14 protein-coding genes and 1 pseudogene are annotated in these 21,395 nt (G+C 69.3%); 13 read left to right on the forward strand and 2 right to left on the reverse strand.

The window, feature by feature from the left end:
- The first annotated feature begins 7 nt into the window (after positions 1-7).
- From ACYU7L_RS08460 to ACYU7L_RS08515, 12 genes are all read left to right on the forward strand, one after another.
- Complete coding sequence (locus ACYU7L_RS08460) at positions 8-1,297, forward strand: MCE family protein (RefSeq protein WP_460794997.1); 1,290 nt, start codon at positions 8-10, stop codon at positions 1,295-1,297.
- Positions 1,294-2,328, forward strand: coding sequence for an MCE family protein (locus ACYU7L_RS08465; protein WP_460794999.1), 1,035 nt, complete (start codon positions 1,294-1,296; stop codon positions 2,326-2,328). The genes ACYU7L_RS08460 and ACYU7L_RS08465 overlap by 4 nt, the downstream gene beginning before the upstream one ends.
- Entirely contained in the window at positions 2,325-3,287 is a 963-nt protein-coding gene (locus ACYU7L_RS08470; RefSeq protein ID WP_460795001.1) for an MCE family protein, read from the forward strand. Before ACYU7L_RS08465 ends, ACYU7L_RS08470 begins: the two co-directional genes overlap by 4 nt.
- Before the next feature lies 1 nt (position 3,288).
- A complete protein-coding gene (locus ACYU7L_RS08475; protein ID WP_460795003.1) occupies positions 3,289-4,434 on the forward strand; it encodes an MCE family protein in 1,146 nt (381 codons plus the stop codon).
- Positions 4,431-5,921, forward strand: coding sequence for an MCE family protein (locus ACYU7L_RS08480; protein WP_460795005.1), 1,491 nt, complete (start codon positions 4,431-4,433; stop codon positions 5,919-5,921). The genes ACYU7L_RS08475 and ACYU7L_RS08480 overlap by 4 nt, the downstream gene beginning before the upstream one ends.
- The gene (locus ACYU7L_RS08485; RefSeq protein ID WP_460795007.1) at positions 5,918-7,222 is read left to right on the forward strand and encodes an MCE family protein; all 1,305 of its coding nucleotides are present in this window, start codon (positions 5,918-5,920) and stop codon (positions 7,220-7,222) included. The genes ACYU7L_RS08480 and ACYU7L_RS08485 overlap by 4 nt, the downstream gene beginning before the upstream one ends.
- A complete protein-coding gene (locus tag ACYU7L_RS08490) occupies positions 7,219-7,863 on the forward strand; it encodes a hypothetical protein (protein ID WP_460795009.1) in 645 nt (214 codons plus the stop codon). Before ACYU7L_RS08485 ends, ACYU7L_RS08490 begins: the two co-directional genes overlap by 4 nt.
- Positions 7,863-8,837, forward strand: a complete 975-nt coding sequence (locus ACYU7L_RS08495; RefSeq protein WP_460795011.1) for a J domain-containing protein — start codon at positions 7,863-7,865, stop codon at positions 8,835-8,837. Before ACYU7L_RS08490 ends, ACYU7L_RS08495 begins: the two co-directional genes overlap by 1 nt.
- A gap of 246 nt (positions 8,838-9,083) precedes the next feature.
- Positions 9,084-12,548: a DNA-directed RNA polymerase subunit beta gene (gene rpoB, locus ACYU7L_RS08500; protein ID WP_460795013.1), complete on the forward strand. Its 3,465-nt coding sequence runs from the start codon at positions 9,084-9,086 to the stop codon at positions 12,546-12,548.
- A gap of 86 nt (positions 12,549-12,634) precedes the next feature.
- Positions 12,635-16,510 (forward strand): DNA-directed RNA polymerase subunit beta', encoded by a 3,876-nt coding sequence (locus ACYU7L_RS08505; RefSeq protein WP_460795015.1) that lies wholly within the window; start codon positions 12,635-12,637, stop codon positions 16,508-16,510.
- A gap of 139 nt (positions 16,511-16,649) precedes the next feature.
- Positions 16,650-17,891 (forward strand): geranylgeranyl reductase family protein, encoded by a 1,242-nt coding sequence (locus tag ACYU7L_RS08510; RefSeq protein WP_460795017.1) that lies wholly within the window; start codon positions 16,650-16,652, stop codon positions 17,889-17,891.
- A complete protein-coding gene (locus ACYU7L_RS08515; RefSeq protein ID WP_460795021.1) occupies positions 17,888-18,715 on the forward strand; it encodes a lysophospholipid acyltransferase family protein in 828 nt (275 codons plus the stop codon). Before ACYU7L_RS08510 ends, ACYU7L_RS08515 begins: the two co-directional genes overlap by 4 nt.
- A gap of 80 nt (positions 18,716-18,795) precedes the next feature.
- Here the strand turns inward: ACYU7L_RS08515 and ACYU7L_RS08520 are convergent.
- Positions 18,796-19,707 (reverse strand): annotated as a pseudogene (locus tag ACYU7L_RS08520) (acyltransferase family protein); the annotation flags it as partial.
- 35 nt (positions 19,708-19,742) lie between these two features.
- Between ACYU7L_RS08520 and ACYU7L_RS08525 the strand changes: the two are divergent.
- Positions 19,743-20,642, forward strand: coding sequence for an NUDIX domain-containing protein (locus tag ACYU7L_RS08525; RefSeq protein ID WP_460795025.1), 900 nt, complete (start codon positions 19,743-19,745; stop codon positions 20,640-20,642).
- Here the strand turns inward: ACYU7L_RS08525 and ACYU7L_RS08530 are convergent.
- Positions 20,630-21,262: a hypothetical protein gene (locus tag ACYU7L_RS08530; protein WP_460795028.1), complete on the reverse strand. Its 633-nt coding sequence runs from the start codon at positions 21,260-21,262 to the stop codon at positions 20,630-20,632. The genes ACYU7L_RS08525 and ACYU7L_RS08530 overlap by 13 nt on opposite strands.
- Positions 21,263-21,395 lie beyond the last annotated feature (133 nt).

Genomic DNA, 21,395 nt, shown 5'->3' on the forward strand with positions numbered 1-21,395 from the left:
GGCGCGGATGAAGTCGATCAAGCTGAAGACCTACGGCGTGGTCTTCCTGTGCCTGCTGCTGGCCGGCGTCTGGCTGACCTATGCGGTCTTCACCAAGAAGTTCACCGACTACGACAAGGTCACCCTGCAGACGAGCACCATCGGTCTGCAGCTGCCGACTCGCGCCGACGTGAAGATCCGCGGCGTCATCGTCGGCGAGGTGCTCGAGTTCGAGTCCGTCGCCGACGGCGCCGAGATCACCCTCGGCCTCTATCCCGACCAGGTCGACACGATCCCCGCCAACGTGACGGGCGCGATCGTGCCGAAGACGCTGTTCGGCGAGAAGTACGTCTCGCTGGAGATCCCGGACTCCCCGGAGCAGAAGGCGATCAGCGCAGGCGACACCATCGAGCGCACCGACGTCTCCATCGAGGTCGAGAAGGTGCTCTCCGACCTGAACCCGCTGCTGCGCACCGTGCAGCCGGCCGACCTCAACAAGACGCTCACCGCGCTGGCGACGGCGCTGAGCGGACGCGGTGACCAGATCGGCGAGAACCTCGAGACCCTCGACAGCTACCTGACCCGGATCAACCCGGAGATCCCGGCGCTCGTGGAGGACCTGCGGCTGACGGCCCAGGTGTCCGACCTCTACGCCAGCGTCGTCCCGGAGATCGCCGACATCCTGGACAACACCATCAAGACCACCGGCACCCTCGAGGACAAGGAGCAGGAGGTGGAGACCCTCTTCGCGGACGTCTCGACCTTCGCCGACACCGCGGACGCCTTCCTCGAGGAGAACGGCGACAACCTGATCCGGCTCGGGCAGGTGAGCGCACCCCAGGCGCGGGTGCTGGCCAAGTACGCCCCGCAGTACCCCTGCCTCACCGGCGGCATCGTCGGCGCCGGCAAGCGCCAGGCCGAGGCCTTCCGCGGCTTCACGCTGCACATCAACCTCGAGCTGCTCCCCAACCAGCCCCGTGGCTACAACGCCAACGACAAGCCCCGGTACGGCGCCAAGAACGGCCCCTACTGCGGCCAGCTCCCGGCGCCTGGCTACACCCAGGCCAACCGCTTCGACGACATTCCCAACTTCGACGACGGCGTCGACGAGCCGACCGGCAAGGGCACCATGCGCACCCAGCCCGGCTTCGGGGTCACCGACGCCGCCCCGGGCGGGTACGCCGGCAGCCCCACCGAGGCCGCCCTGCTCAAGTCGCTGCTGGGCTCCACGTTGGGCATGAGGATGAGCGAGGTCCCCGACCTCGGCGTGCTGCTGCTGGGCCCGATGGCCCGTGGCAAGGAGGTGAGTCTGCGATGAAGCTGCTGGACAAGGCGACCGCCACCGCAGGCATCAAGCTGCTTGTCTTCATCGTCGTCACCACCCTGGCCACCGGCCTCCTGGCGATCATCATCGGCAACGTGAGCTTCGGCGCCAACCGCGAGTACAAGGCCGTCTTCGCCGACGCGACCGGCGTGGTCAAGGGCGACGACGTCCGGGTCGCGGGAGTCAAGGTGGGCTCGGTGAAGGAGATCGAGATCGTCGACCGCACCCTTGCCCTGGTCACCTTCACGGTCGCCGAGGACAGCCCGGTGACCGACGCGACCAACGTCGCCATCCGCTACCGCAACCTGGTCGGCCAGCGCTACCTCGCCCTCACCCGCGAGGTCGGCGACACCGACCGGCTCGAGGAGGGGGCGACGATCCCCGTCGGCAAGACCACGCCCGCCCTGGACCTGACCGTGCTGTTCAACGGCTTCAAGCCGCTGTTCCAGGCGCTCTCGCCCTCCGACATCAACAAGCTCTCCTACGAGATCGTGCAGGTCTTCCAGGGCGAGGGCGGCACGCTCGAGAGCCTGCTGGGCCACACGGCATCGGTCACCTCGACCATCGCCGGACGCGACGAGCTGATCGGCGACCTCATCGACAACCTCAACACCGTCCTGGTGACGGTCGGCGACCGCGACGACCAGCTCTCGAAGCTGATCGTGAACTTCCGCAAGCTCGTGCGCGGCCTCAAGAACGACCGGCAGGCCATCCTCGGCTCGCTCGAGGGGATCTCCGACCTCTCCGTCGAGACCGCTGACCTGGTCTCGGGCATCCGCAAGCCGTTCGTGGACGACGTCCGCGGGCTGCGCCGCCTGGCCCGGAACCTCGACCGGGGCAAGGGGGAGATCGATCGGGCCCTGCAGGTGCTGCCGCTCAAGCTCGAGAAGATCGGCCGCACGGCGACGTACGGCTCCTGGTTCAACTTCTACCTCTGCTCCTTCAACGCGAAGGTCAATCTCCCCGCCGGCCTGGCCGTCCCGGTCAAGTACGACGTCGGCTCCTCAAGGTGTGATCTCGGATGACCCCGTTTCGTGAGCGCAACCCCGTGATCATCGGGGCGATCAGCATCGCGGTCCTGATCGGCATCCTGGTCTCGGCCTTCCGGGCCGACGACCTCCCGATCGTGGGCGGCGGCGACATCTACCACGCGGCCTTCGCCGAGTCCGGTGGCCTCAAGCCCGACGACGAGGTCCGCATCGCCGGCGTCCGCGTCGGCAAGGTCGAGAAGGTCGAGCTCGACGGCGACCACGTGCGCGTGGAGTTCCGGGTCGAGGAGGGCGCCGACTTCGGCGAGGAGACGCGGGCGTCGATCAAGGTCAAGACCCTGCTCGGGGCCATGTTCTTGGCCATCGAGCCGGCCGGCGACGGTCAGCTCGACACCGACGACGAGATCCCGGTCGAGCGCACGAGCTCGCCGTACGACGTGATCGACGCGTTCGAGGGCCTCGGCGAGACCTCCCAGGACATCGACACCGACCAGCTGGCCGAGTCCATGACGACCCTGTCCGACCTCACCCGCAACACCCCCGAGGAGTTCAAGGCGGCCCTCGACGGCGTCTCCGCACTGTCAACCAACATCGCGGCGCGCGACACCCAGATCAACACCCTGCTGAAGAACCTCCAGAAGGTGTCGACGACGCTCGACGACCGCGACGACGACATCATCACGCTGATGAGCGACTCCGAGGTGCTGTTCAAGGCCGTGGTGAAGCGGCGCAACGCCGTGCACCGGCTGCTGGTGTCGACCTCCACGCTCTCCCGCGAGCTGACCCGCATCGTCCGGGAGAGCCGAGCCGACCTCAAGCCGGCCCTCACCCACCTCAGGAGTGTCGTGAAGGTGCTGAACAAGAACGAGGACAACCTCGACAACAGCCTGCGACTGATGGCGCCCTTCTATCGCGTCTTCGCCAACACCCTGGGCACCGGCCCGTGGTTCGACACCTACATCCAGAACATCCCGCCCGTCCCGGAGGTGGGCTGACATGGAGCAGGTCAAGAAGCTGCTCGTCCCCGGGATCGTGCTGATCTTGGTGGTCGCGGCCGGGATCGCGATCTTCGGCGGCGGCGAGCGCAAGACGCTCACCGCGCACTTCCCGCGCACGGTCTCGGTCTACGAGGGCAGCGACGTTCGGGTGCTCGGGGTCCCGATCGGCGAGGTCATGTCGGTGACCCCCTCGGGCACCGACGTCGAGGTGAAGATCTCCTACGACGCCGACGTCAAGGTGCCGGCCGACGCCCAGGCCCTCATCGTCGCTCCGGCCGTGGTCGGGGACCGCTACATCCAGCTCGCGCCGGTCTACAAGGAGGGCGAGGTGCTCGACGACGGCGCCGAGCTCAGCACCGAGCAGACCAGCATGCCGCTGGAGCTGGACCAGATCTACCAGAGCATCGACGACCTCACCGTGGCGCTCGGCCCGACCGGCGCCAACAAGGACGGTGCGCTCTCCGACCTGCTCACCACCACCGCCGAGAACTTCGGCGGCCAGGGGGCGGCCTTCAACCAGACGATCAAGGACTTCGGCAAGTTCAGCGGGACCCTGGACGACAACAAGGAGGAGCTCTTCGGCGCCGCCGAGAAGCTCGGCTCGTTCCTCAAGACCCTGGCCGACAACGACGAGACCGTGCGCGACTTCAACACCTCGGTCGCCGATGTGTCGAAGATGCTGGCGGGGGAGCGCCGCGCGCTCAAGCGCTCGCTGCGCAACCTGTCGACGGCCATGGAGACGGTGTCCACCTTCGTCAAGGACAACCGTCAGCTCCTGGGCGACAACATCAAGGGGCTCAACCGGGTCTCCAAGGTGCTGGTCAAGCAGCGCGGCGCCCTCGACGAGATCCTCGAGGTGGCCCCGTTGGCGCTGAACAACCTCGCCCTCACCTACAACCCGCAGGCCGGCACGCTCGACACCCGCGCCAACCTCGGCGAGCTGCTCAACCAGGTGCAGAACGACCCGGAGGTCCTGCTCTGCGGCCTGGTCAACCAGGTGGACACGCGGGGCCGGATCTGCGACCTGATCGGTTCGATCCTGCCGCGCTCGGCCGCGTTCGGGCAGGGGGGCGTCGCGACCTCCCCCGAGCGCTTCGACGCCACCCTCGCCGGGCTCGCCGGACTGACGGAGGGAGCACGATGAGCCTCACGACGATGCGCACGGCCGTCCTGGTGGTCGTGGCGGCCCTGCTGCTCTCGGCCTGCGACTTCAGCGTCTACAAGCTGCCGCTCCCCGGTGGCGCCGACACCGGCGACAACCCGCTGACGGTGACCGTGGAGTTCCGCGACGTCTTGGATCTCGTGCCGCAGTCGACGGTCAAGGTCAACGACGTCAACGTCGGCAAGGTGACCGACATCGACCTGGACGGGCAGACGGCCGTGGTCGAGCTCGAGATCCGCAACGACACCGAGCTGCCGGCCGACGCCGTGGCCGAGATCCGTCAGACCAGCCTGCTCGGCGAGAAGTTCGTCCAGCTGGCCGCCCCCGCGGACAGCGCCGAGCTGGCCGCGACGGCGACGGACGGCGAGGTCGGGCTGCTCGCAGACGGGGCCCGGATCCCGTTGGAGCGCTCGGGGCGCAACCCCGAGGTCGAGGAGGTGCTGGCCGCGTTGAGCCTGGTGCTCAACGGTGGCGGCATCGCGCAGCTGAAGACCATCGCCGGCGAGCTCAACCTGGCCCTCGAGGGGCGTGAGGGATCGGCCAAGTCGGTCCTGCGCCAGGTCGACACGCTGGTCACCACGCTCGACGACAACCGCGACGACATCGTCGACGCCATCGACTCGCTCAACGAGCTCTCGAAGTCCGCGAACTCCCAGGAGCGCACGATCAAGCGCACGCTCGACGACCTGCCCGCCGCGGTGGAGTCGCTCGACGGCCAGCGCGACGACCTGGTGAAGGCGCTGCGGGCGCTCAACCGGCTCAGCGGCACCGGGGTGCGCGTGATCAAGGCGTCGAAGAACGCCACGATCGACACCCTCAAGCAGCTCACGCCTGTCCTCAACAAGCTCGCCGACAGCGGCGACGACCTGGTCAACTCGTTCCAGGTGTTCTTGACCTATCCCTTCGTGGACGAGGTCATCGGCCGCGACCCCCAGGTAGCGCGCAACCTCCACATGGGCGACTACACCAACCTCTCGATCCAGCTCGACCTCAACCTCGACGGCACGCCCCCCACGATCCCGGGCCTGCCCGAGGAGGTCTGCATCCCCTTCCACGCGATCGACGAGAACCTCGCGGACCTGGACCTCACCGAGCTCTGCAACGGTGCCCGCGAGCGGCTCAGCGAGTGCCTCAACGACCTGGTGGACGGCGACGCCGACATCGCGCGCTGCGCCCGGTTCCTGACCGGGACCGTGGAGGACCTCGCGAACGTCGTCTGCGCCACCCCGCTCGGCGCCCTGGTCGGTGCCCTGTGCCCCGCCCGCCCGCGCAGTGGCGGGGACGGCGGGGGCAGCGGGAGCGGACTGCCGGACCCGCTGGGTCTCGGTGGCCTGCTCGGTCTCAACCGGGCCCCGCTGGGGGCGGACCCCCGCCCCACGAGCGGCACAGGAGCGACGTTAGGTGAGCTGATGCAGGCCTATGACCCGGATCTGGTGTCCCTGCTGGTGCCTGCGACGGTGACGCGATGATCACCCGTCGCACCAAGGTCCAGTTGGTCATCTTCGTGATCATCACGCTGGTGGGCGTCAGCTACGTCGGCGCCAAGTACGCACGCCTGGACCGGCTGCTCTTCGACGACGCCTACACGGTGGTCGCCCACTTCGAGCGCTCCGGCGGCATCTTCACGGGCGCCGAGGTCTCCTACCGCGGCGTGCGCATCGGCGAGGTCGAGAAGATGGTCCTCACCGAGGACGGCGTCGACGTCCACCTCGGCATCGACAACGAGCACGACGAGATCCCCTCCGACACGGTGGCCCTGGTCGGCAACCGCTCGGCCGTGGGCGAGCAGTACGTCGAGCTGCAGCCCGAGGTCGACGACGGTCCCTTCCTGGAGAACGACTCCGAGATCCCCGTCGACATGACCCGCACGCCGATCGCCACGGAGAAGCTCCTCACCGACCTCTCCAACACCGTGAACTCGGTGGACCGCGAGGACCTGCAGACGGTCGTGACCGAGCTCGGGATCGGCTTCGACGGCACGGGGGAGGACCTGCAGCAGATCATCGATACGGGCAACTCCTTCATCGAGACCGCGGATGAGAACTTCGAGCTCACCACGGAGCTGATCCGCGACAGCAACACGGTGCTCAACACCCAGCTCGACTCCGCCGGCTCGATCCGCTCCTTCGCCCGCGACCTGAGCCTCTTCTCGGGGGCGCTGGCCGGCTCGGACGCCGACCTGCGCTCGGTGATCGACAACGGCAGCGCGACAGCCAACCAGCTGCGTCGCTTCCTCGAGGACAACGAGGTCGATCTGGCCTCGCTGATCAACAACCTGGTCACCACCGGCGAGATCGTGATCCGGCGCCTCGACGGGGTCGAGCAGCTGCTCGCGGTCTACCCCTACGTGGTGGAGGGCGGCTTCACGGTCGTGGCCAAGGACCCCCGCTCGGGCATGTACGACGCGCACTTCGGGCTGGTGCTCACCACCGAGCCCGAGGTCTGCCACGCGGGCTACGAGGTCACCGACACCCGGCCGCCCCAGAACCTCGAGGACCGGCCGATGGTGATGAACGCCCGTTGCACCGAGCCGCCCACCCAGAGCAACGCCCGAGGAGCCTCCCAGGCCCCGCGCGCGGGCGCCGAGTACGACGACGCACCGGTCGTCGCGCGGGTCGACCCCGACCAGGGCGAGGTCCGGTGGGGGAGCTCGGCCGCCACGGGCGAGTCGGCGGACGCCGCCCGGCCGGGTACCTTTGCCCCTCGGAGTCTTGGAGAGGAGTCGTGGAAGTGGTTGCTGCTTCATCCGCTGACGCAGACGCGGAAGTGACCGACGCCCGACCCGACCCCGACACGGCCGCCGAGGACAGCTCGAAGGCGCGCCCCGAGGAGAGCCCAGAGGAGAGCTCAGCCGTCCGAGGGCCCCGTCCCTCCGAACGGCTGCGGCGAGTGCTGCTCGCCGTACTCGTCCTCGCGGTGCTGGTCGCCGGCGCCGCGCTGGCGTGGACGCTGGTGCGCGCCGACGGCGGCGAGGCGCAGACCGCGCGTGACGACGTCATGGCCCAGGCCGAGCAGTTCGTGCTGCGGGTCAACAACTTCGGGCCCGACGACCTCGACGAGCAGGGCAAGCTGACTGACTACCAGGAGCTGGTCAACGAGGTCATCACGACCAAGCTCGAGGGGGAGTTCGCCCAGGGCGTCCCCGTCAACGAGACGCGCGCCGCGCAGCTCGGCGAGACCAACGCCGGTGACGTCTATGCCATGGGGGTCTCGCGTCTGGACGACGACTCCGCGACCGTGCTGGTCGCCGGTGGGGTCAGCGTCACCTACGACCCGCCCGCTGGGGCGAAGAGCCGCCCCGAGAGCAGGGGAGTGCCGACGTCGTTCCAGTTCCGCATCCAGGTGCAGCTGGTCAAGGTCGACGGCGAGTGGCTCGTCGACGAGTACACCCCCCTGGTGCAGGAGCCGTGATGCAGGCCAACTGGTACGACCTCCTCGACGTCGACCCCGGCGCCTCCACCGAGGAGATCCGGACGGCGTGGAAGAGCGCTGTCGCCGATCTGGACCCCACCGACCGACGCTTCCGGGTCTTCAACCAGGCCGCCGAGGTCCTGCTCGACGACGACCGCCGCGCGGCGTACGACGCTGAGCTGGCCGCGCAGGCCGAAGCCGAAGCCGAGCCGGCGCTGCTGGCTGAGGCCGAGCCCGAGCCCGAGGTCGGGGTCGGGGTCGCGCCTGAGCCGGAGCACGAGCCGGACACCGTGTCCATCGACAAGAGCTCGACCGAGGACGAGGAGGTGGCGCCCAGCGACTCCGAGACCGTCGCGGGCTCCGCGACGTCACGTCGCGCCGTGCCGCTCCTGCTGCTGGTCGGCCTGGGCGTGCTGGCCCTGGTGCTGGCGGCGGGAGCAGTCGCCACGCACCTGCTGCGCCCCTCGAGCGAGGCCGTCGCCGACGCCGCCGAGGAGGCCGAGCGCGCCGCGCAGCAGGCCGCGACGATCGTCTTCAGCTATGACCACACGCGGATGGACGCCGACCGGGAGGCCGCCTCGGCCCTGCTCACCGGCGACTACCGCGAGGAGTACGAGCAGCTCTTCGCCGTGCTCGAGGACAACGCGCCGCGGCTGGGCACCAAGGTCGAGGCGGAGTTCATCTCCTCCGGCATCGTGCGCACCGGCTCGGGCCGCGACGCCGATGACCGGGTGCAGGTCTTCGTCGCGTTCGACCAGGTCTCGACCGACAAGCAGAACACCGAGCCTGGCGCGCCCACCGCGGTCTACGCGGTCCTGACCATGGAGAAGGTCGACGGCGAGTGGCTCGTCTCCGACGTGCAGGGCCCGCCGATCGAGGAGGCCCCCGCTGCCGAGCAGCCCGACTCCGACCCCGGCCCCGAGCCGGACCCGGCGCCGGGCCGGGAGAGCAGCACGCCCACGCCGGAGGGGTGAGCGTCACAGCCGTTCTCCCCAACACGGGGGAGCGGTGCTTGACCCCGCGCGCCGCGACCTTCATGATCGTGCGCATGGTGGGGACGCTCGTCGCCCCTCTCCCGTGCGACCGGGTTGTCGCGCGCCTGCGGCTGCGCTAGTCTTACTCTTTGCGCCCGCTCTCAAATACTCTTCGGCCTGCCCGGTGGCCGGTTAGTGGTGGGCCGGCGCCACACAACCTTCAGCGATCCCTTCGAAGGAAATCTCTTGGCCGCGCGCACCAACGCTGGTAACTCCCGTCGAATCTCTTTCGCAAAGATCAGTGAGCCTCTCGAGGTTCCGCAGCTCCTCTCCCTCCAGACCGACAGCTTCGACTGGCTGGTCGGCAACGAGAAGTGGCAGGCCGTCGTCGAGCGACGTCTCGCCGCCGGTGAGGACGTGTCCCGCAAGTCGGGGCTGACCGAGATCTTCGAGGAGATCTCTCCGATCGAGGACTTCTCCGAGACGATGTCACTGTCGTTCGAGAACCCGGTGTTCTACGACCCGAAGTACACCGTCGACGAGTGCAAGGAGAAGGACTTCACCTACTCCGCTCCGCTCTACGTCTCCGCGGAGTTCACCAACAACGACACCGGTGAGATCAAGGGCCAGACGGTCTTCATGGGCGACTTCCCGCTCATGACCGACAAGGGCACCTTCGTCATCAACGGCACCGAGCGTGTCGTCGTCTCCCAGCTCGTGCGCTCCCCGGGCGTCTACTTCGAGCGCTCGGCCGACAAGACGTCCGACAAGGACATCTACACGGCCAAGCTGATCCCGTCGCGCGGTGCGTGGCTGGAGTTCGAGATCGACAAGCGCGACCTGGTCGGCGTCCGTCTCGACCGCAAGCGCAAGCAGAACGTCACGGTGCTGCTCAAGGCCCTCGGCTGGACCAACGAGCAGATCCGCGAGGAGTTCGGCGAGTACGAGTCGATGATGCTGACCCTGGAGAAGGACCACACCCAGGGCCAGGACGACGCGCTGCTCGACATCTACCGCAAGCTGCGCCCGGGCGAACCGCCCACGCGTGAGGCTGCGCAGACGCTGCTGAACAACTACTACTTCAACCCCAAGCGCTACGACCTCGCCAAGGTCGGTCGCTACAAGATCAACAAGAAGCTCGGTCTGACCGAGGCCTTCGACCAGCAGACGCTGACCGTCGACGACATCGTCGCCGCGATCAAGTACATCGTCGCGCTGCACGACGGCCGCGAGCAGATGGACTCGCCCCAGGGCGAGCTCGGCGTCTCCTCGGACGACATCGACCACTTCGGCAACCGGCGCATGCGCACGGTCGGCGAGCTGATCCAGAACCAGCTGCGCACCGGCCTGGCCCGCATGGAGCGGGTCGTCCGCGAGCGGATGACGACCCAGGACGTCGAGGCCATCACGCCGCAGTCGCTGATCAACATCCGTCCCGTGGTGGCGGCGCTGAAGGAGTTCTTCGGCACCTCCCAGCTCTCGCAGTTCATGGACCAGACCAACCCCATCGCGGGGCTGACGCACAAGCGTCGCCTCTCCGCGCTGGGTCCGGGTGGTCTGTCCCGTGACCGCGCCGGCATGGAGGTCCGCGACGTCCACCCGTCGCACTACGGCCGGATGTGCCCGATCGAGACCCCGGAAGGCCCGAACATCGGCCTGATCGGCTCGCTCGCCTCCTACGGACGGATCAACCCGTTCGGCTTCGTGGAGACGCCCTACCGCAAGGTCATCGACGGTCAGGTCACCGACCAGATCGACTACCTCACCGCCGACGACGAGGACCGCTTCGTCATCGCCCAGGCCAACGCGGCCATGGACGACGACCTGCGCTTCGTCGAGGAGCGGGTGCTGGTCCGCCAGCGCGACGGCGAGGTCTCCGAGATCCTGGCCGGCGAGGTCGACTACATGGACGTCTCGCCGCGCCAGATGGTGTCGGTCGCCACGGCGCTGATCCCGTTCCTGGAGCACGACGACGCCAACCGCGCGCTGATGGGCGCCAACATGCAGCGCCAGGCCGTGCCGCTGATCGTGAGCGACTCCCCGATCGTCGGCACCGGCATGGAGTACCGCGCCGCCGTCGACGCCGGTGACGTCGTCACCGCGGAGAAGGCCGGAGTCGTCAAGGAGGTGTCTGCGGACGCCGTCGAGACGATGAACGACGACGGGACCTACCAGACCTACCGCCTGGCCAAGTTCCGCCGCTCCAACCAGGGCACCTGCATCAACCAGCGCCCGCTGGTCAGCGAGGGTGACCGACTCGAGGTCGGTACGCCGATCGCCGACGGTCCGTGCACCGACCAGGGCGAGATGGCGCTGGGCACCAACCTGCTCGTCGCCTTCATGCCGTGGCACGGTCACAACTACGAGGACGCGATCATCCTCAGCCAGCGCCTGGTGCAGGAGGACGTCCTCACCTCGATCCACATCGAGGAGCACGAGGTCGACGCCCGCGACACCAAGCTCGGTCCCGAGGAGATCACCCGGGACATCCCGAACGTCTCCGAGGAGATGCTGGCCGACCTCGACGAGCGCGGCATCATCCGCATCGGCGCCGAGGTCACCACCGGTGACATCCTCGTCGGCAAGGTCACGCCCAAGGGCGAGACCGAGCTGACGCCGGAGGAGCGGCTGCTGCGCGCGATCTTCGGTGAGAAGGCGCGCGAGGTGCGCGACACCTCGATGAAGGTCCCGCACGGTGAGTCCGGCACGGTCATCGGCGTGCGCGTCTTCGACCGCGAGGACGGCGACGAGCTGCCCCCGGGCGTCAACCAGCTGGTCCGCGTCTACGTCGCCCAGAAGCGCAAGATCTCGGTGGGCGACAAGCTCGCCGGTCGCCACGGCAACAAGGGCGTCATCGCGAAGATCCTGCCGATCGAGGACATGCCGTTCATGGAGGACGGCACCCCGGTCGACGTGATCCTCAACCCGCTGGGCGTCCCGCGACGGATGAACATCGGGCAGATCCTCGAGCTCCACCTGGGCTGGCTGGCCAAGCAGGGCTGGGACCTCAACCTGCACGAGGACCCGGCCGACTCGGACTGGAAGAAGCGCCTGATCAAGATCCACGCCGAGTCCGCGGAGCCCAACTCCAAGGTCGCGACGCCGGTCTTCGACGGTGCTCGTGAGGACGAGATCACCGGTCTGCTCGGCTCGACGCTGCCCAACCGTGACGGCGTGCGGATGATCGGCGAGAAGGGCAAGGCCGACCTGTTCGACGGCCGGTCCGGCGAGCCGTTCCCCGACCCCGTCTCGGTCGGCTACATGTACATCCTGAAGCTGCACCACCTCGTGGACGACAAGATCCACGCGCGCAGCACCGGCCCCTACTCGATGATCACGCAGCAGCCCCTGGGCGGTAAGGCCCAGTTCGGTGGCCAGCGGTTCGGCGAGATGGAGGTCTGGGCGATGGAGGCGTACGGCGCCGCCTACGCCCTGCAGGAGCTGCTCACGATCAAGTCCGACGACGTCCCCGGACGCGTCAAGGTCTACGAGGCGATCGTCAAGGGCGAGAACATCCCCGACTCCGGTATCCCCGAGTCGTTCAAGGTGCTCGTCAAGGAGATGCAGTCGCTGTGCCTCAACGTGGAGGTCCTGTCCCAGGACGGCACCGCCATCGAGATGCGTGACGCGGAGGAGGACGTCTTCCGTGCCGCCGAAGAGCTCGGGATCGACCTGTCGCGTCGTGAGCCCAGCTCGGTTGAAGAAGTCTGAGTGACGCGGGAGGCGCACCCACCGGTGCGTCTCCCGGCCCTCGGTCCACACATTTTTCAAGAATCAAACGAAGGACAGCAGCCACCGTGCTCGATGTGAACTTCTTCGACCAGCTTCAGATCGGCCTGGCCACCGCGGACGACATCCGGACGTGGAGCCACGGCGAGGTCAAGAAGCCGGAAACCATCAACTACCGCACGCTGAAGCCCGAGCGTGACGGCCTCTTCTGCGAGAAGATCTTCGGTCCCACCCGGGACTGGGAGTGCTACTGCGGCAAGTACAAGCGCGTGCGCTTCAAGGGGATCATCTGCGAGCGCTGCGGCGTCGAGGTGACCCGCTCCAAGGTCCGCCGTGAGCGGATGGGCCACATCGAGCTCGCCGCGCCGGTCACCCACATCTGGTACTTCAAGGGTGTCCCGAGCCGCCTCGGCTACCTGCTCGACCTGGCCCCGAAGGACCTCGAGAAGGTCATCTACTTCGCGGCCTACATGATCACCTCGGTCGACGAGGACGCGCGTCACCGCGACCTGTCCTCGCTCGAGGGCAAGGTGCAGCTGGAGCGCGAGCGCCTCGAGAAGCGTCGCGACACCTCCATCGAGGACCGCGCCCGCAAGCTCGAGGAGGACCTCGCCACCCTCGAGGCCGAGGGTGCCAAGGCCGACGCGCGCCGCAAGGTCAAGGACGGCGCCGAGCGGGAGATGAAGCAGCTGCGCGACCGTGCCCAGCGCGAGATCGACCGCCTCGACGAGGTCTGGAACCAGTTCAAGTCGCTCAAGGTCCAGGACCTGATGGGCGACGAGATGCTGTACCGCGAGATGAAGACGTGGTTCGGCAAGTACTTCGAGGGCCACATGGGCGCCATGGCGATCCAGAAGCGCCTGCAGGACTTCGACGTCGAGGCCGAGGTCGAGTCGCTGCGCGAGACCATCGCGACCGGCAAGGGCCAGAAGAAGGTCCGCGCCCTCAAGCGCCTCAAGGTCGTCGACGCGTTCCGCAAGACCGGCAACCAGCCCCAGGGCATGGTCCTCGACGCCGTCCCGGTCATCCCGCCGGACCTGCGCCCGATGGTCCAGCTCGACGGTGGCCGCTTCGCCACCTCGGACCTCAACGACCTCTACCGTCGCGTGATCAACCGGAACAACCGCCTCAAGCGGCTGCTCGACCTCGGCGCGCCGGAGATCATCGTCAACAACGAGAAGCGGATGCTGCAGGAGGCCGTCGACTCGCTGTTCGACAACGGCCGTCGCGGTCGTCCCGTCACCGGCCCGGGCAACCGGCCGCTGAAGTCGCTGTCCGACATGCTCAAGGGCAAGCAGGGTCGCTTCCGTCAGAACCTGCTCGGCAAGCGCGTGGACTACTCGGGCCGTTCGGTCATCGTGTCGGGTCCGCAGCTGAAGCTGCACCAGTGCGGTCTGCCCAAGCAGATGGCGCTCGAGCTCTTCAAGCCGTTCGTGATGAAGCGCCTGGTCGACCTGTCGCACGCGCAGAACATCAAGTCCGCCAAGCGGATGGTCGAGCGCGCCCGCCCGGTCGTGTGGGACGTCCTCGAAGAGGTCATCACCGAGCACCCGGTGCTGCTCAACCGTGCGCCCACGCTGCACCGCCTCGGCATCCAGGCCTTCGAGCCCCAGTTGATCGAGGGCAAGGCCATCCAGATCCACCCGCTCGTGTGCTCGGCGTTCAACGCCGACTTCGACGGTGACCAGATGGCGGTGCACCTGCCGCTGTCCGCCGAGGCCCAGGCCGAGGCGCGGATCCTGATGCTGTCGACGAACAACATCCTGAAGCCGTCGGACGGTCGCCCCGTGACCATGCCGACCCAGGACATGATCATCGGCCTGTTCTTCCTCACCACCGACCGTGAGGGCGAGCCGGGCGAGGGTCGTGCGTTCTCGACGCCCGCCGAGGCGATCATGGCCTTCGACCGTGGCGAGATCTCGCTGCAGAGCAAGGTCAGGATCCGCCTCGACGACGTGGTTCCGCCGCTGGACCACGGCGCCGACTGGGAGACCGGTCAGTCGCTCACGCTCGAGACCACGCTGGGCCGCACGATCTTCAACGACACCCTGCCGGCCGACTACCCCTTCGTGAACTACGAAGTGGGCAAGAAGGCCCTGGGCGCGATCGTCAACGACCTGGCCGAGCGCTACACCAAGGTCGAGGTCGCGGCCTCGCTGGACGCGCTGAAGGACACCGGGTTCGCCTGGGCCACCCGCTCGGGCGTGACGGTGTCGATCGACGACGTCACGACGCCGGACGACAAGAAGACGATCCTCGCCGGCTACGAGGCTCAGGCCGAGAAGGTCCAGAAGCAGTTCGAGCGTGGTCTGGTCACCGACGACGAGCGTCGCCAGGAGCTCATCGAGATCTGGACCCAGGCCGCGGCCGAGGTCGGGAAGGCGATGGAGCTCAACTTCGACCGCGCCAACCCGATCTTCATGATGGTCGACTCTGGCGCCTCCGGAAACATGAACCAGATCCGGCAGGTTGCGGCCATGCGTGGTCTGGTGGCCAACCCGAAGGGCGAGATCATCCCGCGCCCGATCAAGTCGAACTTCCGTGAGGGCCTGACGGTTCTCGAGTACTTCATCGCGACCCACGGTGCCCGCAAGGGTCTGGCCGACACCGCGCTGCGTACCGCCGACTCGGGCTACCTGACCCGTCGTCTGGTGGACGTCTCGCAGGACGTCATCATCCGCGAGGACGACTGTGGCACCGAGCGCGGTCTGCCCAAGCGGATCGGCGAGCGCACCTCGGAGGGCACCGTCGTCATGGCGGAGAACGCCGAGACCGCCGCCTACGCCCGCTCGGCCGCTGTCGAGATCGTGCACCCGGTGACCGGCGACGTGCTCGCTGCCGCCGGTGAGGACCTCGGCGACGTCAAGATCGGCGAGCTCATCGCTGCCGGGATCGAGATCGTCAAGGTCCGCTCGGTGCTGACCTGCTCGGCTCGCACCGGCACGTGCGCCAAGTGCTACGGCCGCTCGCTGGCCACCGGCAAGCTCGTCGACATCGGCGAGGCCGTCGGCATCATCGCGGCCCAGTCGATCGGTGAGCCCGGCACGCAGCTGACCATGCGCACCTTCCACACCGGTGGTGTGGCCTCGGCCGACGACATCACGCAGGGTCTGCCCCGCGTCGTGGAGCTCTTCGAGGCCCGCTCGCCCAAGGGTCGCTCGCCGATCTCGGAGGCGGCCGGTCGCGTGGAGATCGAGGAGACCGACAAGGCCCGCAAGGTCCTGGTCACCCCCGACGACGGCTCCGAGGTCCAGGAGTACCCGGTCTCGAAGCGCTCGCGCCTCATGGTCGAGGACGGCCAGCACATCGAGGTCGGCCAGATGCTCACGAACGGAACGCCCGACCCGCAGGACGTCCTGCGGATCCTCGGTGTGCGCCGTGCGCAGGAGCACCTGGTGGACGAGGTGCAGACCGTGTACCGCAGCCAGGGTGTGGCCATCCACGACAAGCACATCGAGATCATCGTGCGGCAGATGCTGCGCCGGGTCACGGTCATCGAGTCGGGCGACACCAACCTGCTGCCCTCCGACCTGGTCGACCGGGTGCGCTTCGAGGAGGAGAACCGTCGCGTCGTCTCCGAGGGCGGTCAGCCGGCCTCGGGACGTCCGGTCCTGATGGGCATCACCAAGGCCTCGCTGGCGACCGAGTCGTGGCTCTCGGCGGCCTCCTTCCAGGAGACCACCCGCGTCCTCACCGACGCGGCGATCCACGGTCGCTCGGACTCGCTGCTGGGTCTGAAGGAGAACGTGATCATCGGAAAGCTGATCCCGGCGGGCACCGGCCTCGAGCGGTACCGCAACATCCGGGTGGAGCCGACCGAGGAGGCCCGCGCCGCGGCGTACTCCGTCACGGGCTACGACTCCTACGACTACGAGTTCGGCAACACCGGTGGCGGTGCTGCTGTCGCTCTGGACGACTTCGACTTCGGGTCCTACCAGAACTGACGCTCGACGTCTCGGACGGCCTCGTCTCCCTCGGGAGGCGGGGCCGTCCGCCATTTGCGGCCCGCCTGACGAAGAGGGGGCGGGCTCGGCGGCCGGTCCGGATTGGGGCGCAGATGGGGCCGCCTGTCAGAATTGACCGGTGAGCACACTCCCCGCCCAGACTGATCTGCTGGTGGTCGGCGCCGGCCCCGCGGGCTCCGCCGCCGCCGCCTGGGCCGCCCGCTCCGGCCTCGACGTGCTGCTGGTCGACGCCGCGGTCTTCCCGCGCGACAAGACGTGCGGGGACGGTCTGACGCCGCGCGCGATCGGGGAGCTGCAGCGTCTCGGGCTCGAGGACTGGCTGCGCGCGCACACGGTCAACCAGGGCCTGCGCGCCCACGGCTTCGGCCAGACGCTGCACCTGCCCTGGCCCGGCGGCTCGCTGCCCGACTGGGGCTCGGCGGTGGCGCGCACCGAGCTCGACGACCACCTGCGCACGACCGCCATCAAGGCCGGTGCCGCGGCTGTCGACGGCGCCCGCGCCGTGGACGTGCGGATGGACGGCGACCGGCTCGCCGCCGTCGTCTTCGACCACGCCGGTGAGCGGGTCGAGGTCGCGTGTCGGCGGCTGGTCGTGGCCGACGGCGTGCGCTCCCCGCTCGGCAAGCTGCTGGGCCGCGAGTGGCACCGCGACACCGTGTACGGCGTGGCCGGGCGCTCCTACATCGAGTCCTCCCGCTCCGACGACCCGTGGATCAGCAGTCACCTCGAGCTTCGTGGGGAGGAGGGCGAGATCCTCTCCGGCTACGGCTGGATCTTCCCGCTCGGCACCGGCGAGGTGAACATCGGCGTCGGCACCCTGGCGACCGCCAAGCGCCCCGCCAACGTGGCGCTGCGTCCGCTGATGAAGCACTACGCCGACCAGCGCCGCGAGGAGTTCGACCTGTCCGGCGACCTGCGGGCCCCGACGTCGGCCCTGCTGCCGATGGGCGGCGCGGTCTCGCACGTCGCGGGGCGCAACTGGGCGTTGATCGGCGACGCCGCGGGCTGCGTGAACCCGCTCAACGGGGAGGGCATCGACTACGGGCTCGAGACCGGCCGCCTGCTCGTGGAGCTGCTGGACAGCGGCACCGAGGACCTGTCCACTGCCTGGCCGGCCCTGCTGCGCGAGCACTACGGCGAGGCGTTCTCGATCGCGCGTCGGCTGGCCGGCCTGGTGACCGTGCCCCGGCTGCTGCCGACGCTCGGCCCCGTGGGCATGCGCTCGGACTGGATGATGACGCTGGCGCTGCGCTGGATGGGCAACCTCGTCACCGACGAGGACCGCGACCGCGCCGCCCGGGTGTGGGCGTGGGCCGGGCGCCGCTCCGTGGCGCGCGACGCCCGTCCGCCGTTCACGTGAGCACGGGGGCCTATCGCCTCAGCGCGGCTGTCGGTGGCACGCTCCTGCGAGGGCTGGGCATCCGGACCCGCTGGGAGGGGCTCGAGCACGTCGCCGGCTCCGGCCCGGTGCTGCTCGCGGCCACGCACGTGTCCTACCCGGACTTCGTCTTCATCGGACAGGCGGCTCTCCAGCGAGATCGCCACGTCCGGTTCATGGCGCGGCACGACGCCTGGGGTCACCCGGTCGCCGGGCGCGCGCTCAGCGCGATGCAGCACATCCCCGTCGACCGCCGAGCCCCAGCCGCGGCGTACCTGCGAGCGCGGCGGATGCTGCGCGAGGGAGAGGCCGTCTGCGTCTTTCCCGAGGCCGGGATCTCCTACTCCTACACCGTGCGCCCGCTGATGCGCGGCGTGGCGGCCCTGGCTAGCGAGACGGGCGTCCCCGTGGTGCCGGTCGCGATCTGGGGCAGCCAGCGGATCTACAGCGTCGGCCGGCCCGTCGCCGGCCGGGAGCCGGGGCCGGACTGGACGCGGGGGCGTCAGGTCGACGTCCACTTCGGCGAGCCGATGGCCGTGGCGTCCGGCGAGGACCTCAGCGCGTGGACCCATCGGCTCGGGGGGCGGCTGACGGAGATGCTGGAGGCGCTGCAGCTGCGGCCCGAGCATCGCCCCAGGCCGGGGGAGTACGCGCCGTGGTATCCCCACCACCTGGGAGGTCAGGCGCCGGACCGGCTCGAGGCGCTCACCTTGGACGAGGTCCCCCGCTCGGCTGTGCTGCCCTCCTGGGGCCCCTCTCCCGACGTGTGGTCGGGAGAGCCGGAGCGCCGGTTCGACCGGCGCTGACGCACCAGCCGGGTGATCTCGTTGACGGGATCGACGAGGTGGGCCAGGGCTCGCGCGACCGGCTCCCAGGACAGCAGGCTGGACAGGGCGATGCCGATCAGCACCGTCACCAGCAGCTGCGCCCCCGGCCGCTCCGGGAGCCACTCGTCATAACCGGCGTAGCCGGCCCCCTTCACCGCGAAGCCGTGGAGCAGGTAGACCACCATGCTGTAGCGACCGGCCCGGGTGATCCAGGACCGACCGTGCGGGATGAGCGTGAGCACGCCGAACGCGCTGACGACGCCGATGAGGAGGAGAAGGCCCCGGTCGGCGAAGGCCCCGGGCACCGCCGCCCCCATGTCGTCGTACGACGAGCGCTGGTAGAGCCACTCCGTGCTGATCCAGGCGTCGGTGCGCCCCGCCAGCCACCACAGGCCGGCGATCGTGGCCAGGCCGGCGAGCCAGGCGCGGGGGCGGCGCACCTGCTCGAGCTCCCAGCCGGTGAAGTGCAGGCCGAGGACGAAGAAGGGCAGCAGCGCCATCGCCCGGTTGAGGTCGAAGACCTCCGCGTTGACCAGCGGGCCGAGCAGGCTGATCACGACCGAGGCGGGGATGGCGACCCAGTGCCGCTTGAGCACGGGCGTCGCCAGGCGCCAGACCATGAGCACGGCGAGGTACCACATCGGCCAGTGCGGATCGAGCCAGAGCCGCTCGAGGGGCTCCTCGCCGCCCGCCTCCTGCCGGAACAGCGCGAAGAGGCCCTCGAAGACCAGGTAGGGGAGCAGCAACGTGGTCACCAGCGAGCGGAAGTGGCGGCGGGTCCACTCGAAGCTGCGCGACAGATAGCCGGTAATCAGCACGAACGCCGGGATGTGCACGTAGTAGATCGCGTCGTAGACGCGCCCCGTGAGGTCGCTCGCAGGGATGAGCACCAGCGCGTGACCGACGACCACGGCGGTGACCAGCAGCATCTTGGCGTTGTCCAGCCAGGGGTCACGTGGCTTGGCAGGCATCACCCCACGGTACCCAGGGCGATAGGTTGTGACACATGGGGAACCTTCCACGCCGGCAGCGGGTCGCGGCGTACGCCGTGATCGTGCGCAGCGGACGGATCCTGCTGTCCCGCCTCGCACCGCACATCTCCGTCGAGGAGCTGTGGACCCTGCCCGGTGGCGGGATCGACCACGGTGAGGACCCGCGCGACGCGGTGGTGCGCGAGGTCTTCGAGGAGACCGGGCTCGATGCGAGCGTCGGCGACCAGGCGCGGGTCTATTCGGCCCACCTCCCCGGGGCGTGGCGCGACGGCCGACGCGTCGACGCCCACGCGCTGCGCATCGTCTATGACGGCTGGGTCCCGATCGACGCCCCCGAGCCACGCGTGGTCGAGGTCGACGGCTCCACGGTCGAGGCGGCCTGGCAGCCCGTCTCCGCGGTCCTGGACGGCACTCTTCCTGTCGTGCCCATGGTGCTCGAGGCGCTGGCCGACCACCGGCCCGCACGCACCCAGCGGGTCGCGGCCTACGCGCTCGTGCGCCGCGACACGCCCGAGCCGGCCGTGCTGCTCACCCGGCTCTCCGCCCGCGCCGCCCACCCGGGCGCCTGGACGCTGCCGGGTGGTGGCATCGAGCACGGCGAGCGCCCCGCCGAGGCGCTGGGCCGCGAGGTGAGCGAGGAGTGCGGCGTCGAGTGCACGATCGGCCCGCTGCTCGACGTGCACGACGTCCACTTCACGGGGACCGCGCCGTCCGGGCGCACGGAGGACTTCCACGGCGTGCACCTGATCTATGGCGCGACCGTGCCCGACGGCGTGGAGCCGCAGGTCACCGAGGTCGACGGCACCACCGACCGGGTCGCCTGGGTCCCGCTCTCGCAGCTGGGCCTGTCGGAGTGGCCGGTCCTGGACGTCGTGGTGCACGCGCTCGAGGTCGCTGCTGCTCAGTCCGCCTGAGGGTTCGGGCCGGCCTGAGCGTCCGGGTCGACCTGAGCGTCTGGGTCGACCTGCGCGTCCGGGTCCGTCAGCAGCACCCGGACCCGGGCGGCCTGTGACGGCTCGGGTGCGGCAGCCAGGAGGGCGGCGGCGTCGCGCTCAGCGGAGCTGCGGATCATCTCGGCGACCAGCTCGGCCTGCGAGATCAGCAGGTCGGCGCGTCGGTTGGCCTCCGCCTCGGCGTCGTCCAGCATCTGCTGGGCGACGAGCTCGGCCTCCCGGAGGATCCGCGCCACCTGCTCGGAGAGCGGGGACCCCTCGACCTGCGGGGACTGCTCGCGCGTGGACAGCTGGCGGCGGGGTCGCTCGAGCGCCGGCGTCCGGCGCGGTGGCGGCACGGGACGGTCCTTGGCCCTGGCGACGGCTGCGCGTCCGATCTGCTGGGCGGTCGTGTAGGCGTCGACCGGAGGCGGCGCAAGGGCCGGAGCTGGGGTCGATGCAGGGGTTGAAGCTGGGGTTGAAGCTGGGGACGGCCGCGTGACGGCCGGCCCGGTGGCGGACTCAGCGTCCGTCGTGGCATCGGGCACGACGCCGGCGCGGCCCATCACGGCCATCACCGTGGGTGCGGGTCGGGTGCTCATCGCCCACCTCCACCTCAGTCCTCGGACACCCGAGTGCACCTCCAGCCTAGATCCTCCAGGCCCCGACCGGCGTTCGGATCGCGAGGTGTGCCGCGCTCGTGGCGGGGCTGTTCCCCGGCCGAGAGGCGCCTGT

The sequence above is a fragment of the Nocardioides pacificus genome (genome assembly GCF_054775955.1).

Bases quoted from the DNA above. Each gene is read 5' to 3' on its own strand.
- ACYU7L_RS08530 (WP_460795028.1), bottom strand. From the start codon at position 21,262: ATGAGCACCCGACCCGCACCCACGGTGATGGCCGTGATGGGCCGCGCC.
- ACYU7L_RS08485 (WP_460795007.1), top strand. From the start codon at position 5,918: ATGATCACCCGTCGCACCAAGGTCCAGTTGGTCATCTTCGTGATCATC.
- ACYU7L_RS08480 (WP_460795005.1), top strand. From the start codon at position 4,431: ATGAGCCTCACGACGATGCGCACGGCCGTCCTGGTGGTCGTGGCGGCC.
- ACYU7L_RS08460 (WP_460794997.1), top strand. From the start codon at position 8: ATGAAGTCGATCAAGCTGAAGACCTACGGCGTGGTCTTCCTGTGCCTG.
- ACYU7L_RS08470 (WP_460795001.1), top strand. From the start codon at position 2,325: ATGACCCCGTTTCGTGAGCGCAACCCCGTGATCATCGGGGCGATCAGC.
- ACYU7L_RS08495 (WP_460795011.1), top strand. From the start codon at position 7,863: ATGCAGGCCAACTGGTACGACCTCCTCGACGTCGACCCCGGCGCCTCC.
- ACYU7L_RS08475 (WP_460795003.1), top strand. From the start codon at position 3,289: ATGGAGCAGGTCAAGAAGCTGCTCGTCCCCGGGATCGTGCTGATCTTG.
- ACYU7L_RS08525 (WP_460795025.1), top strand. From the start codon at position 19,743: ATGGGGAACCTTCCACGCCGGCAGCGGGTCGCGGCGTACGCCGTGATC.
- ACYU7L_RS08465 (WP_460794999.1), top strand. From the start codon at position 1,294: ATGAAGCTGCTGGACAAGGCGACCGCCACCGCAGGCATCAAGCTGCTT.